Consider the following 14,165-nt stretch of genomic DNA (forward strand, 5'->3'; position numbering starts at 1 on the left):
CCGCTGGCCAAGGGGGGCACCCTACTTATCCCCATAAATTAGGGCTTCACTTTAGCGCGCCGTCCACTTATCAGGCGGCGCGTAACAAGCTTCAGGGAGCATTTTCATGACCAAAGTCACCGTAATCTCACGCAATGGCGAAGGCCGCGAAGTAGAGGCGGAAAACGGTCTGTCGCTGATGGAAGTCATCCGCGACAATGGCTTTGATGAATTGCTCGCTTTGTGCGGCGGTTGCTGCTCGTGCGCGACCTGCCATGTACATATCGATCCTGCCTTCGCCGACAAGCTGCCAAAAATGGGTGAGGACGAAAACGACCTGCTCGACAGCACCGACCACCGCAACGAAACATCGCGCCTTTCGTGCCAGATTCCGGTCAGCGACGCTCTCGACGGCCTGATCGTAACCATTGCGCCCGAAGACTAAACCGCCGTCATTAACCCGATCATCGCCCCCGTCATGGCGGAGGCGAGGTTACCCGCGACCCAGCTTTTCATACCCAGCGACGCCGCTTCCGCGCGGCGTGCGGGACAGAGCGTGCCGATGGTCGATACCAACAAGCCCACGCTCGCCAGATTAGCGAAGCCGCATAAGGCGTATGTGACGATCAGCTTGCTTCGAGCTCCGAGTTCTCCCTCGGACAGTGCCGCCATGTCCAGATAAGCGACATATTCGTTCAAAATAGCTTTCGTCCCCATAAGCCCGCCTGCCGTGCCGGCGTCGTCCCACGGTATGCCGATGGCCCACATCAGTGGCGCGAATATCCAGCCGAAAAAGCGCCTTAGTGTCAGCGGGCTGCCGTCGATGAGCGGCAACACCGCCAGTATCTGGTCAACCAGTGCGACGAGGGCAAAAACGACGATAATGATACCGATAACGGCAAGGAACAATTGTACCCCGTCCATGGTGCCAGTGATAACGGCATCAATACTGCTATCGTATTTCAGGCTGGTATCATCCGGCTCCATCTGGGTGTCGCCATCGCCCGGCACCATCAGTCGCGCAATAAGGATCGAGGCAGGTAGCACGATAAGTGATGCCGAAATCATATGCCCGACGGCATCGGGAACGGTTTTCGCCAGCGTCTGCGCGTAAAGGATGAGGATCGCACCCGAGATGGTCGACATTGCCAGCACCATTACCATGAACAATTCGCTTCGGCTCATTTTCTCGAAATAAGCGCGCACCACCAAAGGTGCCTCGACAACGCCGAGAAAGATATTGGCGCCAGCGCTGAGTCCAACAACGCCGCTAACCCCCATCGTCTTTTGCAACGCCCAGCTTAGCCCGCGCACGATGAACGACAAGATCTTCCAGTGCCACATCAACGCCGCCAGCGCCGAAAACACAATCACCAGCGGCAGTATCTGGAACGCAATGATAAGCGGAGGCGCTGCGCCGTCCTTTAACGCAAATGGCAATTCACCCCCGCCGGCATAGCCGAACATATAGCTCGACCCGACCAAAGTCGCCTTTTCGATTGCCAGTACCGCATAGTTTGCAAGCATGACGACGTCCCATACAAAGGGTACACGCACGATCAGAAGGGCAATGACGATTTGAAGCAACAACGCCCCGCCAACCCAGCGCCATCCGGCAAAAGCCTTGCGATCCTCCGATAGGCCCCATGCCATCAGCAATATTGCAGCGATCCCGATCAACCCCTGCAGCTGCTGAAGAATCGCCATCATCCACGTAATGCCGATGCGATAGGTTCCTGTAGTACCGGATAACCGTGACCATCAGGGATACAGAGCCAGTTTCCGTCTTCACGCTTGTCGATATAGGTCAATACCGTGGACACCGGATGCTCGGCTGCGTGCGCCGCGGCGGCATCAAAGCTGCCGAAAATCGCAAGCCGCTCCAGATTGCGCCGTGTCGGAAAGATAACCATGATCTCTCCCCGGTCCGCCTTTTCCAGAACTTCGGCTGCACTCGCCCAGAATAGCGCACGGTTTTCCGTGTGATCTACCGTCGCCAGCGGCGTCGTATTGCCAGCATCGACCAGATAGAAACGTGTATCGAAAACACGGCTCGCACGTTCAAATGCGGGCGGGCGCCAACGTGACCAGGGGACAAGCTGGTCAAAATCCGGAGCCCAGCCATGACGGACACATATGGCCTGAAGGCTCTCGCCGTCGTGCAATGCCGCGCGGGCAGCATCGCAATCGGCAGGGTCTGATACTCCAACCAAGCCAAGCGCCAGCCCCGCCTCTTCGATGGTTTCGCGGATGGCCGCAAGCCGGGCCGCAGCCTCATCGAGCGGCAGCGGCCCACCTAGCATTTCGGCAAAGTCAAAATCCGCCGCATCGACCTTGCCACCGGGAAACACCGCCGCACCGCCCGCAAAGGCCATCGCCTTGATCCGCTCCACCATCAGGATCAGCGGCGCACCCCCCGACGGATTCTGACGGAAAATAACCATCGTAGCAGCGGGTGTGGCGATGGGCTCTGCGTTTGTTTCGGCGTTCATGCTTTCACAAAAGCATGCTTTCGTGACAGTTAGAAGCGGAAACTTAACCCGGCGATTAAACTGGTTGCCTCCGGACCTGCGAATCCCAATGTGCGGTTGGCATTCAGATTCAGGTCGATATCCTGCGAAAGTGCGAACGAGGCACTCGCGCCGACTTCCGACCATTCATCACTTTGTCCGGGGACATTACGGGCAGCGACGATGCGGCTGATGGTCCCGCTGCCGGTTCCCGAGCGCGTGGCACTGCTGTTCGATGTCGCGACAAAGGCGGCGTTCACACAAAAGCTGTGCCGCGCATCTGGTCCGAACAAAGTCTGCAGGGAAATACCGGCCGATCCGGTGAATCCATCTTCGCGCGACTTGATGGTGGTAATGTCGCCACCCGGCAGCGTCACAGCGCGGCCAATGTCGATCCGGTCATAATCAACCGCTAGAAACGGCGACGCGATCACAGTATCGCTGAGCATCAGGTCATAGGAAAGTCCGCCACCGATGCCGAAGCTCGATCCGTCACTATTGATTGTCACGCGGCGGCCAAGGCGTTCAAAAACTTCGGTATCGAAGCGGCGCTGGCCCAATGAAACATAGCCATCGACGCTGAAGTCGCCAAAGCTACGGCCTCCCGAAACGGAGACGGTCTCGCTATTCACGGGCACCGCATTCAAAACGCCTTGCGTCACCCCGCCACGAACAGAGGAAACAGACAGCTGGATAAAGCCCTGCTCAAACTCGCGGGCAAGAGAAAGGCTCGCAAACTGCGGGTCCTCATCCTGTTCATAAAGGGTCGCCCCCGCATTCACCGACGCGCGCCAGTCGTTGGCGTCCTCCGCATGGGCCTGCGCCAGCGGCAAAAGACTACTTGCGGCACATAAGCCGATCATCCAGATTTTCATAAACTGCCTCCTGTTGAATAGCCCGGTCAAGGGCTGGTTCGCATTCAACGGACGACAAAAGAAAAACCTTCGAAATTTTTTCGAAGGGTTTTTGCTTTATATACGTAAAGCATATGAACAGCATTATGATGAGTGGCGAAATGATGCAGCAAGCGATCAAAGTGACGCAGGAAAATGACGACGAACTGGTAGCGCGTATCGCGGCACGGGACCATAATGCCATGCGGCTTGCCAGTGATCGCCACGCCAATATGGTCTGGCGCGTTGCCTATAGAATGCTGGGCGATGCGAGCGAAGCAGAGGATGTTGCACAAGAGTCGCTTCTAAAACTCTGGAATCATGCGGATCGTTGGAATGCAGGTGGGCCCGGGATTGCTCCTTGGCTCAAAAAAGTCACGGTCAACCAATGCCTCGACCGACTCCGGCGCAAGCGCTTTGCCAGCGACGAAGAGGTGCCCGAGCGTGCAGATGAAACCCCGTTGGCCGACCTCCAGATGGAGGCGGTCGAAACGGGACAGGCGGTAAAGGACTGTATTGAAACGCTGCCCGACCGGCAGCGCGCAGCCGTGATCCTGACCTATTATGAAGAGCAGCCCAATCATGGCGCTGCGGAGACGTTGGACATGCAATTGAAAGCTTTTGAATCGCTGCTGTTCCGGGCGCGATCCAGCTTGAAAGGCTGTGTCGAACGCAAGGGCGTGCTGGAACAAGGGAGGGCCAGATTATGACCGAACCGGACTTCTCGCCCGAAATGAAAAAGGCGCTGGACAGCTATGCCGTTCCGCCCGCCCCCGCCGGATTTTCCGACCGTCTGATGGCCCGCATTGCAGCAGGTGATACCGGACAGACCGTCGCTACAATGGCTGAACTGCCGACCCGGCGCCGGACAATAAGCCCGTGGCGCCGGACTAGCCGCATTGTCGGTTCGGTTGCGCTGTTCTCGCTTGCCACGGCAACCGCGGCAGCCGCCGGGGTTTTTGGTAATCCAGTCTATCTTCCCGTCATCAGCGAAGCGCTGGTAAAGGCAGACATTGTCGACGCCCCCGCACCAAAGGCACCGATCAAGCCTGCGATCATTGCCCAGAAGACGATTGAACCCGAAACCGTCGTTACGCCGGCTGTCGAGACCTCACAAGGCAGCGCTGCTGTCGTGGCTCGACTTACAGAAATGCGCGATGATCCCCGTTATGCAGGGCTGACGCCGAAACAGAAACTGGTCGTGGCCGGACGTGAAGTGCGGCAATTGGTCCGCACAGGTGAAGTGTCCCGGCAGGAAGCCCGAACCGCTGTGCGCGATCTCGCGCGTAATGCGGACCCGGCGACTAAAGCCGCGGTGCGCAAGGCGGTTGCTGAGCGTCGCGGACAGCGTTTGGAACGGCGGGGCGGCATCGCAACTGCGTCGAATTTGGAGACGGCAGAACCGCTGTCGGTGACCACGCCATCCGCTACACCCGAGGAGCCAGCCGTTGCACAAACCGAGGCGGCACCCGCCCTGGCATCAGGCAAGTTGACCGAGGAACAGGCCGAAGCCTTGCGCGAACGATTGCGCACCGCGAGCCCCGAACAGCGCGCCGCTCTACGCAACACGCTGCGCGAACGCCGTCAGCTGCGCCAGCAACGGCGTGCGCAGTGAGGGCGACGGACTGGATTAGTGATGGACCAATCACTCCCTCTCTCGTTGGCCTCTGGCCGCCTTCGGCTCAGGGGAGAGGTACGTAGTCTTATGGCGTTAGCCTATAGACGAAGTGGAGAGCGGGAGTTTGCGCACGAACCTCACCGTCCAGCCCCTCTCCGCTGCGACTAGGCGGCAAGCCGCCAAGTCTCGCGCCTCTCCCCTAAAGGAGAGAGGGAAGTACAGGCACTTGTTTATCCGCTACAAACCACCCCAAAAAAATTTCGAAGGGTTTCCAGATCTCATGCGTTTCAGTTTCAGGAGCGGGGAAATTCTCCCTCCCTTGAAAACTGGAGAATGACCATGAAATATCTTATTGCACTTCCTCTCGCCGCCCTTGCTTTTGCAGCATCGGCCAATGCCCAGACCAGCAATACGGTCACTGTCGAAAAGCCCAAAGGCACCGTCACCAAAACAGTGACACGCGACAATGGCAATCTGACCGTCGATGCAATCGCCACACGTGCCAGCGACGGTGCTACGGCAACCCACAATCGCGAACGCACAAAGACCGAAGACGGCGTCAGCGGTAGCGGTTCGCAAACCGGCTTCAATGGCAAGACCCGCTCTTACGAATATGACCGGGTCCGCACCGAAGACGGTTTCACAACCAGTGGTTCGGCAACCGATAAGCAAGGTCGGAACTATGAATATGACGCTTATGGCCGCAAGACTGAAACCGGCCGCGAAAACAGCCGCACTGTTCTGCGCGACGGCGAACAGGTCTACAACCGGACCGGCAATGTGAGCAAAGTTGATGGACAGATCCAACGCGACGTCAGTGTCACCCGCGCCCAGGATTTCCGTCCGAAAAAGGCACTCCCACTGCGCCCCGGCAAAGCTTTGAAGCGCGGCGGTAACTAAGTAACTCTCTCCCCCGGAGATACGCAATACCAAGTTTGTCGCGCGCCCGTCCGCACTCAGGGCGCGCGGCAATCCCCTCCCCCGCCCGAGCCATGCGACCCTTGAAGGCTCGGGCACCTTATGGGGAGCAGAGATGCGGGCCTCCACATCCCTGCTCCCCACCCTTTTGTCCCTTCAGTCGTTGCTGCAAGATAGACCCTGAACCAAGTTCAGGGTGACGGGGTGTATTAAAAAGCTGACAGTGCGGTTGCACCTGCCTTCAAGACGTGGCACCTTTTTGATACGCAAGGGCCGGAGGCACATATGGGCATCATCGAATTGCTGGGACTCGCGGCGAGTTTAAGCCTGCTTTCGGGATGGCGCTTTTACCTCACCATTTTCGCGACCGGACTTGCGATGCATTTCGATATCGTGCCCCTGCCCGAAAATCTCCAGATGCTCAATGTCCTTGCAAATCCGTGGGTGTTGGGGATCAGCGCCGTCGGCGCCATTGCCGAATTTTTCGCTGACAAGATCGCCTGGCTCGATTCCATCTGGGATGGCTTGCACACGCTGGTTCGCCCTGTCGGCGGCGCGATGCTGGCACTTGCGATCATCGACAGTTCGGACCCGACATGGCAAGTGGTTGCCTTCCTGCTCGGCGGGGGCGCGGCTTTTGCTAGCCATGCCACCAAGGCCAGCGCACGCGCCGCCGTCAACACCAGCCCTGAACCGTTCAGCAATGTTATCGTCTCGAGCATCGAAGATGTAACGACGGGCGGCTTACTTATCCTCGCCTTTGCAAACCCCGTTGCCGCGATGCTTATTGCCCTGACACTGATGGTGCTGGCGATATGGGGTCTGTGGGCAGGATACCGGGCGTTCCGTCGCGCGTTCCCGAAGGGTGGAGCGACACAGTCGGAACGCTGATCCCTGTTCCGGGCGCAAAAACGATTTTCGATGCAGAGCTGTTGGCGGGTTGCGGCAATTTCCCGCTATAGCCCGAATAGAGATAGCCGCCATTTTCGAGTGTATCCAATATCCAGTCGCGTTTCGAAGGTTCGACCACAAAGCACCCTTCACTCGACCCCGGTCGTCCGCGCGTCGCGATCAGACCCGCGTTGAAATAGCGTCGCCGTTCGGGCGCATAGCTGTGCACCACAATATCGCGCACGCGCATCTGGCTGTTGCTCGGTTCCAAGCCGTCCAGACGAAGCGAGACGCCGTTTATGCCAACATATCGCTCCCCGCCCAAAGCCGCGCCGAGCGACGAGGTCAGACTTTCCTGCACATTGCTGAAAAAATTCGCAAAGCCGTCATCATCGGGGTCGGAACCGATACCATGTGCTACCAAAATCGGGGATTCCAGCCCGAACCCGTCGCGCAAATCGACACGGTACAAGCGCGGCTGGCTGCTATGTTTCGCAAAATCGACAATGACAATGACGGCAGGCCCTGCAGAGCGGCCCGAAGTGCAGAAATGGTTGCGATAGCCCGCCAGTGCCTTTTCAAAAAGTCCCCGGTCGAGTCGACGCCTTGGTGGCGCGTTGCCCAATTCATATTCGGCGGGGTAGAAATGAGCGTTAATAACGGTCAGATTTTTCTGAAGCGATTGGCAGTCGACTTCGGCACGCCGAATAACCGCGACCGCCTGAACCGGAGCCGCGCCATCGCCGGTCCCTGATTTGAACAGGATAGCGGGCGGCGCTGGAACTTCCGGATCCTGCGCCGTTACAGGCACCGCCAATATCGAAATGGCGAATAGAGCAAAAAACCTGATCACAAGAATGTGGTCCATATGTAGAAATCAAAAAACTTCCCCAATCTTTCCTTTATGCGCGATTTACCGTGTTTCGCAAGCTTGGGAAAAACCCCAGCTTGAAAAATCATCTGTTCCACGCCACCTAACGCTCCAGCGTCTTGCCTCTTGCGCCAATAGAACAAATCTGGAACAACTCACTTCATGTCACTCACCCACATAAAGGTGCGCGGTGCGCGCGAGCATAATCTCAAGGGCGTCGATATCGACCTGCCCCGGGACAAGCTGATTGTTATCACGGGCCTTTCCGGCTCGGGCAAGTCCAGCCTGGCGTTCGACACAATCTATGCCGAGGGGCAGCGGCGGTATGTAGAATCGCTGAGCGCCTATGCGCGGCAGTTTCTGGAGATGATGCAGAAACCCGATGTCGAACATATCGAGGGGCTCTCCCCTGCGATTTCCATCGAGCAGAAGACCACCAGCCGCAACCCGCGCTCAACCGTGGCGACCGTGACCGAGATTTACGACTATATGCGCCTGCTCTGGGCGCGCGTCGGTGTGCCTTATTCGCCCGCGACCGGCCTGCCGATCACCGCGCAGACCGTCAGCCAGATGGTCGACCGCGTCATGGCTCTGCCCGAAGGCACCCGCGCCTTCCTGCTCGCGCCCGTGGTGCAGGGCCGCAAGGGCGAATATCGCAAGGAACTCGCCGAGTGGCAGCGCTCGGGCTACACCCGCGTGCGCATCGACGGTGAATTCTACCCCATCGAAGAAGCCCCGGCGCTCGACAAGAAGTACAAGCATGACGTCGAAGTCGTGGTCGACCGTATCGTCGTGAAGGAAGGCATTCAGCAACGGCTGGCGGAAAGTTTCGAGGCGGCGCTGAAGCTCGCGGATGGATTGGCGTTCGTTGATCTGGCGGACGGGATGGTGGCGGAACTGGTGCCAAATGCATTTGGCGAGGCCCGCGCGACATTCACCCCGGCGCCAAACGTCACCGGCGGCACGATGAAAGGCACCGGCCTCCCCGCCAACCGCATCGTGTTCAGCGAGAAATTCGCCTGTCCGGTCAGCGGTTTCACCATCGCCGAAATCGCGCCCCGCCTGTTCAGCTTCAACGCCCCGCAGGGCGCGTGTCCCGATTGCGATGGGCTTGGCGAGCGGCAGGAATTCGACCCACAGCTTGTCGTCCCCAACGAACATCTGACGCTGAAAAAGGGCGCGGTCGTGCCGTGGGCGAAATCGAACCCGCCCAGCCCATATTATATGCAAGTGCTGTCGAGCCTCGCTAAGGCTTATGACTTCACTCTCGACACGCCATGGGAGGACCTGCTCCCCGACCAAAAGCTCATTATCCTGCACGGCACCGGCGGGCTTCCTGTTGCGCTGACCTTCAAGGACGGGCGCAAGGAATATACGGTCAACAAGGCGTTCGAGGGCGTCATCGGCAACCTCAACCGCCGCCTGCTGCAGACCGACAGCGCGTGGATGCGCGAGGAACTCTCGAAATACCAGACCTCGCAACCCTGCGAAACCTGCCACGGCGCACGCCTGAAACCCGAAGCGCTCAGCGTCAAGATCGCCGGCGTAGACATCGCCACCCCTACGAAAATGAGCGTCGCCGACGCGGTCGTGTGGTTTGGCAATGTCGACCAGACGCTGACCAACCAGCAGCAGCAGATTGCCAAGGCGATCCTCAAGGAAATCAACGAACGGCTTGGCTTCCTCAACAATGTCGGACTCGATTACATAAACCTCAACCGCACCAGTGGCACCCTGTCCGGCGGCGAAAGCCAGCGCATCCGCCTCGCATCGCAAATCGGTTCAGGCCTCTCCGGCGTGCTCTACGTCCTCGACGAACCCAGCATCGGCCTGCACCAGAAGGACAATGACCGCCTGCTCGCCACGCTCCGCCGCCTGCGCGACCTCGGCAACACCGTCATCGTCGTCGAACATGACGAAGACGCAATCCGCACCGCCGACTGGGTGGTCGACCTCGGCCCCGGCTCTGGCGTCCACGGCGGCACTGTCATGGCCGAAGGCACGCTGGAAACGATCCTCAAGGCCAAATCGCTCACCGCCGATTATCTCAACGGCACCCGCGAAATCGAGGTGCCGAAGAAACGCCGCAAGGGCAATGGCAAGAAACTCACCGTCCACAATGCCCGCGCCAACAACCTGAAAAACGTCACCGCGTCCATCCCGCTCGGCACCTTCTGCTGCATCACCGGCGTGTCGGGTTCGGGCAAGTCGAGCTTCACCATCGACACGCTCTACGCCTCGGCGGCGCGCTCCCTCAACGGCGCGCGAGTCATCGCGGGCGCGCATGACAAGATCACCGGCCTCGAATATTGCGACAAGGTGATCGACATCGATCAGTCGCCCATCGGCCGCACACCGCGGTCGAACCCCGCGACCTATACCGGCGCGTTCACCAACATCCGCGACTGGTTCGCGCAGCTGCCCGAAAGTGCGGCGCGCGGGTACAAGCCGGGGCGTTTCTCGTTCAACGTCAAGGGCGGACGGTGCGAAACCTGCAGCGGCGATGGTCTGATCAAGATCGAAATGCACTTCCTGCCCGACGTCTATGTGACGTGCGAGGAATGCAACGGCAAACGCTACAACCGCGAAACATTGGAGGTCAAATGGAAGGGCCTCTCCATCGCCGACGTGCTCGACATGACGGTCGAGGACGCGGTCGAGGTCTTCAAGGCCGTCCCCCCGATACGCGACAAAATGGCGATGCTGGCCGAGGTCGGGCTTGGCTATGTCAAGGTCGGGCAGCAGGCAACGACATTGTCCGGCGGCGAAGCGCAACGCGTCAAACTCGCCAAGGAACTCAGTCGGCGAAGCACCGGCCAGACGCTCTACATATTGGACGAGCCCACCACCGGGCTTCACTTTGAGGATGTCCGCAAATTACTCGAAGTCCTCCACCGCCTGGTCGAACAGGGCAACAGCGTGGTGGTGATCGAACATAATCTCGACGTCATCAAGACCGCGGATTGGGTGATCGACCTTGGGCCCGAAGGCGGGGTTAAGGGTGGAGAGATTGTGGCGGAAGGGACTCCGGAGGATGTGGCCAAGGAGCCGAAGTCCTATACCGGGCATTATCTGGCGCCGATGCTGGCGAAGGCGAAATAGGTTTGATTGCAGGCCAGCAACAACGCGTTAGATCAACTGTCCGGAACTCCGAATTGAAGTGTGAATGTATCGCCTTCGTATCCGTTCATCTCCCACTGAAGATGAGCGACTTGTTCTAACTCTTCGCCAAACTCGTTCCATACGTCATCGGCATCCATGTCATCCAACTGGTCAGCAAGGCCGGTTGCGAACACTCGTAATGACGCATAATCAACCAAGAAGGTCACCGGAGAGCCATTAGCAGCCCCCTCGAAGCAAAATGTTCGTTCGTTGTCCGCCCAGTGAGACAATCCACCATCGATGTATAGTTCAGCTGCCATTTTTCCTATATATTGCGATGATTGCTTGAACAGCAATACTAGAACCCAAATATCGCCTCCACACAGACCTAATCGACCGCTTCCGCGCGATCGGCAAAGGCTGGCAGTCACGGATTAACGAGGCGTTGCGTAAGGCGGCGGGGATTTAGTATTTCGTGTGGTGTCCTCGGAATTCCAGCAGATACACGTTAATCTGGAAAAAGCTTCACTGCCCCTTCAGCCGTTTTTTTGATATACTTTGTATCAAAAACGGTTTTTCCTTTAACAACTTCAAGCATTCCAGCTTCTACCAGACGCCTTAAGATGTGCTTCATGGCGTTCTCGGACTGAACGTTTGCGATTTCGCGAGCCTGCTTGTTCATGATGAAGTCGTTTTTTTCTAGGTACTCCATTATTAACATTTCTGGTGAGCCTAAAGACTCGTGTTTCAACGTTACAATAACGTTCATTCCTGCTTGAATTATGACGGGTGCGACCAGTTTCATCGTTTTCATTGCTTCAAATGCGGTATTTAAACCTTCTCCGACATCCTTATTTGGTGGATCGGGAAATTTGTTTATCAATCTTACGATCACACCGTTTCGAGAAAATCGTTCTTGAAGTATATTGTCAGGTGTAATGTGCGCAGGCAGCAAACCTGGACTTTGTACTTCAATTCTGTTTTCGAATATTCTGATATGAATATCATCAGGGACACTATAGTCTCGATGAAGGACGGCGTTAGTTACAATTTCATGCAAAGCTTCTTTCGGATATCTAACTTTTGAAAGTCCATCCGAGGTCATAATCTTTATATTTTCAATTATCTCAACCGTCTTTTTCACTGCGCCGTAAATCAGGTTATAGGCGTTACCTTCCATCGTGACTGGATCGAACGCTAACGTCGCCCGTTCACCATCTTCACGTGTTTGGTAACGATATATTTTAATACCTGATCGCTTGGGTAGTAGCGCCTGGGGCTCATCTGCGAATAGCATAACACCAGCTACGGTTGGCTTACTGTCTTTGATTAGTTGCTGCTTTTTAAGCCAAACCGCTGGATCAACATTTGGAACCACCTGCTCCGTAAAGGATTTAATGGCGTCAGAATCTTCGACCAAATCCCTTTCAACGTTTACTAACTCGGCCTCAAAAGAAACAATGCCTTTGTTGCGGCGGAGCCGCTCCAACGACGAAGAATCGTCTTGCGGTAAATTTTGAGCGCTCCTTCTGAGGTAAGCAATTTTATCAGACGCAAAAACGACCGCTTGCGATTTTAAGATTTCCATTTTTAAGACATAGCCGGGGTGGCCCTCGACCTTCAAAAAGCTGCAATTGGACCCATCGTTTAGCGGATAAACGCGTTCAAATGTCTGAATGTGAGCGTTGAAATCTTCAATTGTAGAGAATCCATCCCAAGCTCTCGGATCATCCTCTATTCCGATAAATATCTCTCCACCATCCGCGTTAGCCATGGCACTTATCGTTCGGGTGAGTTTTGAAGGCGCTATTCGCTTTGACTTCAAATCTGAGAAATGACTTTCTTCTAGTAGAAGAATTTTTGAAGCATCTTCTGCACTGATATCAATTATTCTCATCACTTACCCGCTCCTTAAGTGCAACTGGCACTGACCTTGTGTTTAGCATTAACTTTATCACTGACAATTGTTATTGCGTCACTTGGAATTCGCGCGCGGTCAGGGTATGCAATACTAAATAGCAAATCCAAACTCCCTTCCAAAACCACCCCCATGTCCGCCTGTCGCCCAGAGTTCGTCGTTGACCTATGCTCAGCTTCGCTAACCACAGGCTCAGGACTAACGGTTGTGCCGCACCTCTAAACCCTCCATCCATCTCTCGTTCATCCAAACTATGCTCTCCTCACCCCGGTCGCAGGAAAAGGGAGGAGTTTCCTTATGACTATCCACGCATATAAAAATGCCGCTGTGTCGGCGCTGTCGCTGACCATATCGACCGGGGCCGCATTGGGCTGGGCCGTACCGGCGCAGGCGGCGAGCGACTATCTGCTGCAACTTGACGGCATACCCGGTGAGAGCAAGATCGTCACCGGCGCTGGGCCGGGGGCTGGCCCGCATGTCAAAAAAGAAAAATGGATCATACTTGAATCGGTACAGCTCGGCGCCGAGCGCGCCGCTGGCGGCGTCAATGTCGCTTCGGGCGATATCAATGGAGACGGCGTGAGCGCACCGCGCGATGTCAAAACCGGCCAGTCGAGTGGCAAGCGCGCTCGCTATCCGGTTCATTTTCACCAGATGACCGACCAGGAAACCGCAGCCCTGCTGCTGCCCGCGGTACAGAAAGTCCGCGAAGCCGCCGCGCGCATGACGCCGTGGACCGGCTGTGCCGCCGGCCAGCAAATCGGTTCGGTCCTGATCAAACAGAAATCCACCGGCAAAGAGGGCAAGATCCTCGACCCCGTAGTGACAACGTGCGCCACCGACTCGGTGAGTTTCAACTTCACCAAGATTGAGTGGAAATAGCGAGCGGTCGGCGGCACGTCGCTGCACCGCTTGGTTCTACCCTAGGTTTGTCACCCCCGGCTTGATCGGGGGTCCATGGTCTGCCCTCGCGTTTCTGCCACGACGTTGCTTGGGGCGGAAAGCTCAGACCATGGATCCCCGTTTTCACGGGGATGACAAGGTAAAAAGAGCTTTGCAAATCGTAACCCAACAAACCAAAAACCAAATTGTAAAATAACCATATAGGTGATATACTATCCGTTTTTGGAAGGACCGAAAAATGGATAGCCAACCCCAACAGCCTCACTCCTCCGCCTCCGCGCTGCGCGACGACATCGGGGCGAGGCTGCCTGCCGCCGCGTATTTGCGCTACCAATCCCGCGCCGATGGCTGGGGCGCGGGGCGGCAGGCGGCTTTTCTGGCGCATCTGGCCGATAATGGCTTGGTCGAGGACGCGGCGCGCGCGGTGGGGATGAGCGTTGGCGGCGTACAGGAAGATCCCTATGATTTTGCCATTCTGGATCTTCGATTGCCGGATGCGGATGGCTTGGATCTGATGGAAGAATTGCACCAGCATCAAACCAATCTTCCCATCCTGATCTTA

General features: G+C 56.8%; 15 protein-coding genes. 9 read left to right on the plus strand and 6 right to left on the minus strand.

Annotation, left to right across the window (positions count from 1 at the left end):
- Positions 1–106: 106 nt before the first annotated feature.
- Complete coding sequence (locus ACEW72_RS05170) at positions 107–424, plus strand: 2Fe-2S iron-sulfur cluster-binding protein (RefSeq protein ID WP_373475307.1); 318 nt, start codon at positions 107–109, stop codon at positions 422–424.
- On the opposite strand, the gene ACEW72_RS05175 is transcribed toward ACEW72_RS05170, so the two are convergent.
- Genes ACEW72_RS05175 through ACEW72_RS05185 form a run of 3 tightly spaced genes read right to left on the minus strand, consistent with a single transcriptional unit; the run spans position 421 to position 3,364 of the window.
- A complete protein-coding gene (locus ACEW72_RS05175) occupies positions 421–1,689 on the minus strand; it encodes a NupC/NupG family nucleoside CNT transporter (protein ID WP_373475308.1) in 1,269 nt (422 codons plus the stop codon). The two genes, ACEW72_RS05170 and ACEW72_RS05175, sit on opposite strands and share 4 nt — an antisense overlap.
- The gene (locus ACEW72_RS05180) at positions 1,686–2,471 is read right to left on the minus strand and encodes an NUDIX domain-containing protein (RefSeq protein WP_373475309.1); all 786 of its coding nucleotides are present in this window, start codon (positions 2,469–2,471) and stop codon (positions 1,686–1,688) included. The genes ACEW72_RS05175 and ACEW72_RS05180 overlap by 4 nt, the downstream gene beginning before the upstream one ends.
- Before the next feature lie 29 nt (positions 2,472–2,500).
- A complete protein-coding gene (locus tag ACEW72_RS05185; protein ID WP_373475310.1) occupies positions 2,501–3,364 on the minus strand; it encodes an autotransporter domain-containing protein in 864 nt (287 codons plus the stop codon).
- Between the two features lie 125 nt (positions 3,365–3,489).
- Between ACEW72_RS05185 and ACEW72_RS05190 the strand changes: the two genes are divergently transcribed.
- The 4 genes from ACEW72_RS05190 to ACEW72_RS05205 all read left to right on the plus strand — a co-directional run bounded on the left by ACEW72_RS05190 (position 3,490) and on the right by ACEW72_RS05205 (position 6,809).
- Positions 3,490–4,092 carry a sigma-70 family RNA polymerase sigma factor gene (locus ACEW72_RS05190; RefSeq protein WP_373475311.1) on the plus strand — a complete coding sequence of 201 codons (603 nt, stop codon included), beginning with the start codon at positions 3,490–3,492 and terminating at the stop codon, positions 4,090–4,092.
- Positions 4,089–4,997, plus strand: coding sequence for a hypothetical protein (locus ACEW72_RS05195; RefSeq protein WP_373475312.1), 909 nt, complete (start codon positions 4,089–4,091; stop codon positions 4,995–4,997). Before ACEW72_RS05190 ends, ACEW72_RS05195 begins: the two co-directional genes overlap by 4 nt.
- 336 nt (positions 4,998–5,333) lie before the next feature.
- Positions 5,334–5,900, plus strand: a complete 567-nt coding sequence (locus ACEW72_RS05200) for a hypothetical protein (protein WP_373475313.1) — start codon at positions 5,334–5,336, stop codon at positions 5,898–5,900.
- 303 nt (positions 5,901–6,203) lie between these two features.
- Positions 6,204–6,809 (plus strand): DUF4126 domain-containing protein, encoded by a 606-nt coding sequence (locus tag ACEW72_RS05205; protein WP_373475314.1) that lies wholly within the window; start codon positions 6,204–6,206, stop codon positions 6,807–6,809.
- Here ACEW72_RS05205 and ACEW72_RS05210 read toward each other — a convergent pair.
- Positions 6,703–7,677 carry a murein L,D-transpeptidase catalytic domain-containing protein gene (locus tag ACEW72_RS05210; RefSeq protein ID WP_373475315.1) on the minus strand — a complete coding sequence of 325 codons (975 nt, stop codon included), beginning with the start codon at positions 7,675–7,677 and terminating at the stop codon, positions 6,703–6,705. The two genes, ACEW72_RS05205 and ACEW72_RS05210, sit on opposite strands and share 107 nt — an antisense overlap.
- 165 nt (positions 7,678–7,842) lie before the next feature.
- On the opposite strand from ACEW72_RS05210, the gene uvrA reads away from it, so the two are divergent.
- On the plus strand, positions 7,843–10,782 hold the full coding sequence (gene uvrA / locus ACEW72_RS05215; protein ID WP_373475316.1) for an excinuclease ABC subunit UvrA: 2,940 nt from the start codon (positions 7,843–7,845) through the stop codon (positions 10,780–10,782).
- Positions 10,783–10,814: 32 nt separating this feature from the next.
- Here uvrA and ACEW72_RS05220 read toward each other — a convergent pair whose 3' ends face one another.
- The gene (locus ACEW72_RS05220) at positions 10,815–11,102 is read right to left on the minus strand and encodes a hypothetical protein (RefSeq protein ID WP_373475317.1); all 288 of its coding nucleotides are present in this window, start codon (positions 11,100–11,102) and stop codon (positions 10,815–10,817) included.
- A 35-nt stretch (positions 11,103–11,137) separates the two neighbouring features.
- Between ACEW72_RS05220 and ACEW72_RS05225 the strand changes: the two genes are divergently transcribed.
- Positions 11,138–11,251, plus strand: a complete 114-nt coding sequence (locus tag ACEW72_RS05225; RefSeq protein ID WP_373475324.1) for a BrnA antitoxin family protein — start codon at positions 11,138–11,140, stop codon at positions 11,249–11,251.
- A gap of 39 nt (positions 11,252–11,290) precedes the next feature.
- On the opposite strand, the gene ACEW72_RS05230 is transcribed toward ACEW72_RS05225, so the two are convergent.
- Entirely contained in the window at positions 11,291–12,679 is a 1,389-nt protein-coding gene (locus ACEW72_RS05230; RefSeq protein ID WP_373475325.1) for an ATP-binding protein, read from the minus strand.
- A gap of 318 nt (positions 12,680–12,997) precedes the next feature.
- Here ACEW72_RS05230 and ACEW72_RS05235 point away from each other — a divergent pair, with 318 nt between their 5' ends.
- Positions 12,998–13,582, plus strand: coding sequence for a hypothetical protein (locus tag ACEW72_RS05235; RefSeq protein ID WP_373475318.1), 585 nt, complete (start codon positions 12,998–13,000; stop codon positions 13,580–13,582).
- Positions 13,583–13,841: 259 nt separating this feature from the next.
- Positions 13,842–14,165, plus strand: a 324-nt coding sequence (locus ACEW72_RS05240; RefSeq protein ID WP_373475319.1) for a response regulator, incomplete at its 3' end; no start/stop codon positions are given.

Source organism: Sphingorhabdus sp. (assembly GCF_041737645.1).
In the GTDB taxonomy this organism is placed as follows: domain Bacteria; phylum Pseudomonadota; class Alphaproteobacteria; order Sphingomonadales; family Sphingomonadaceae; genus Sphingorhabdus_B.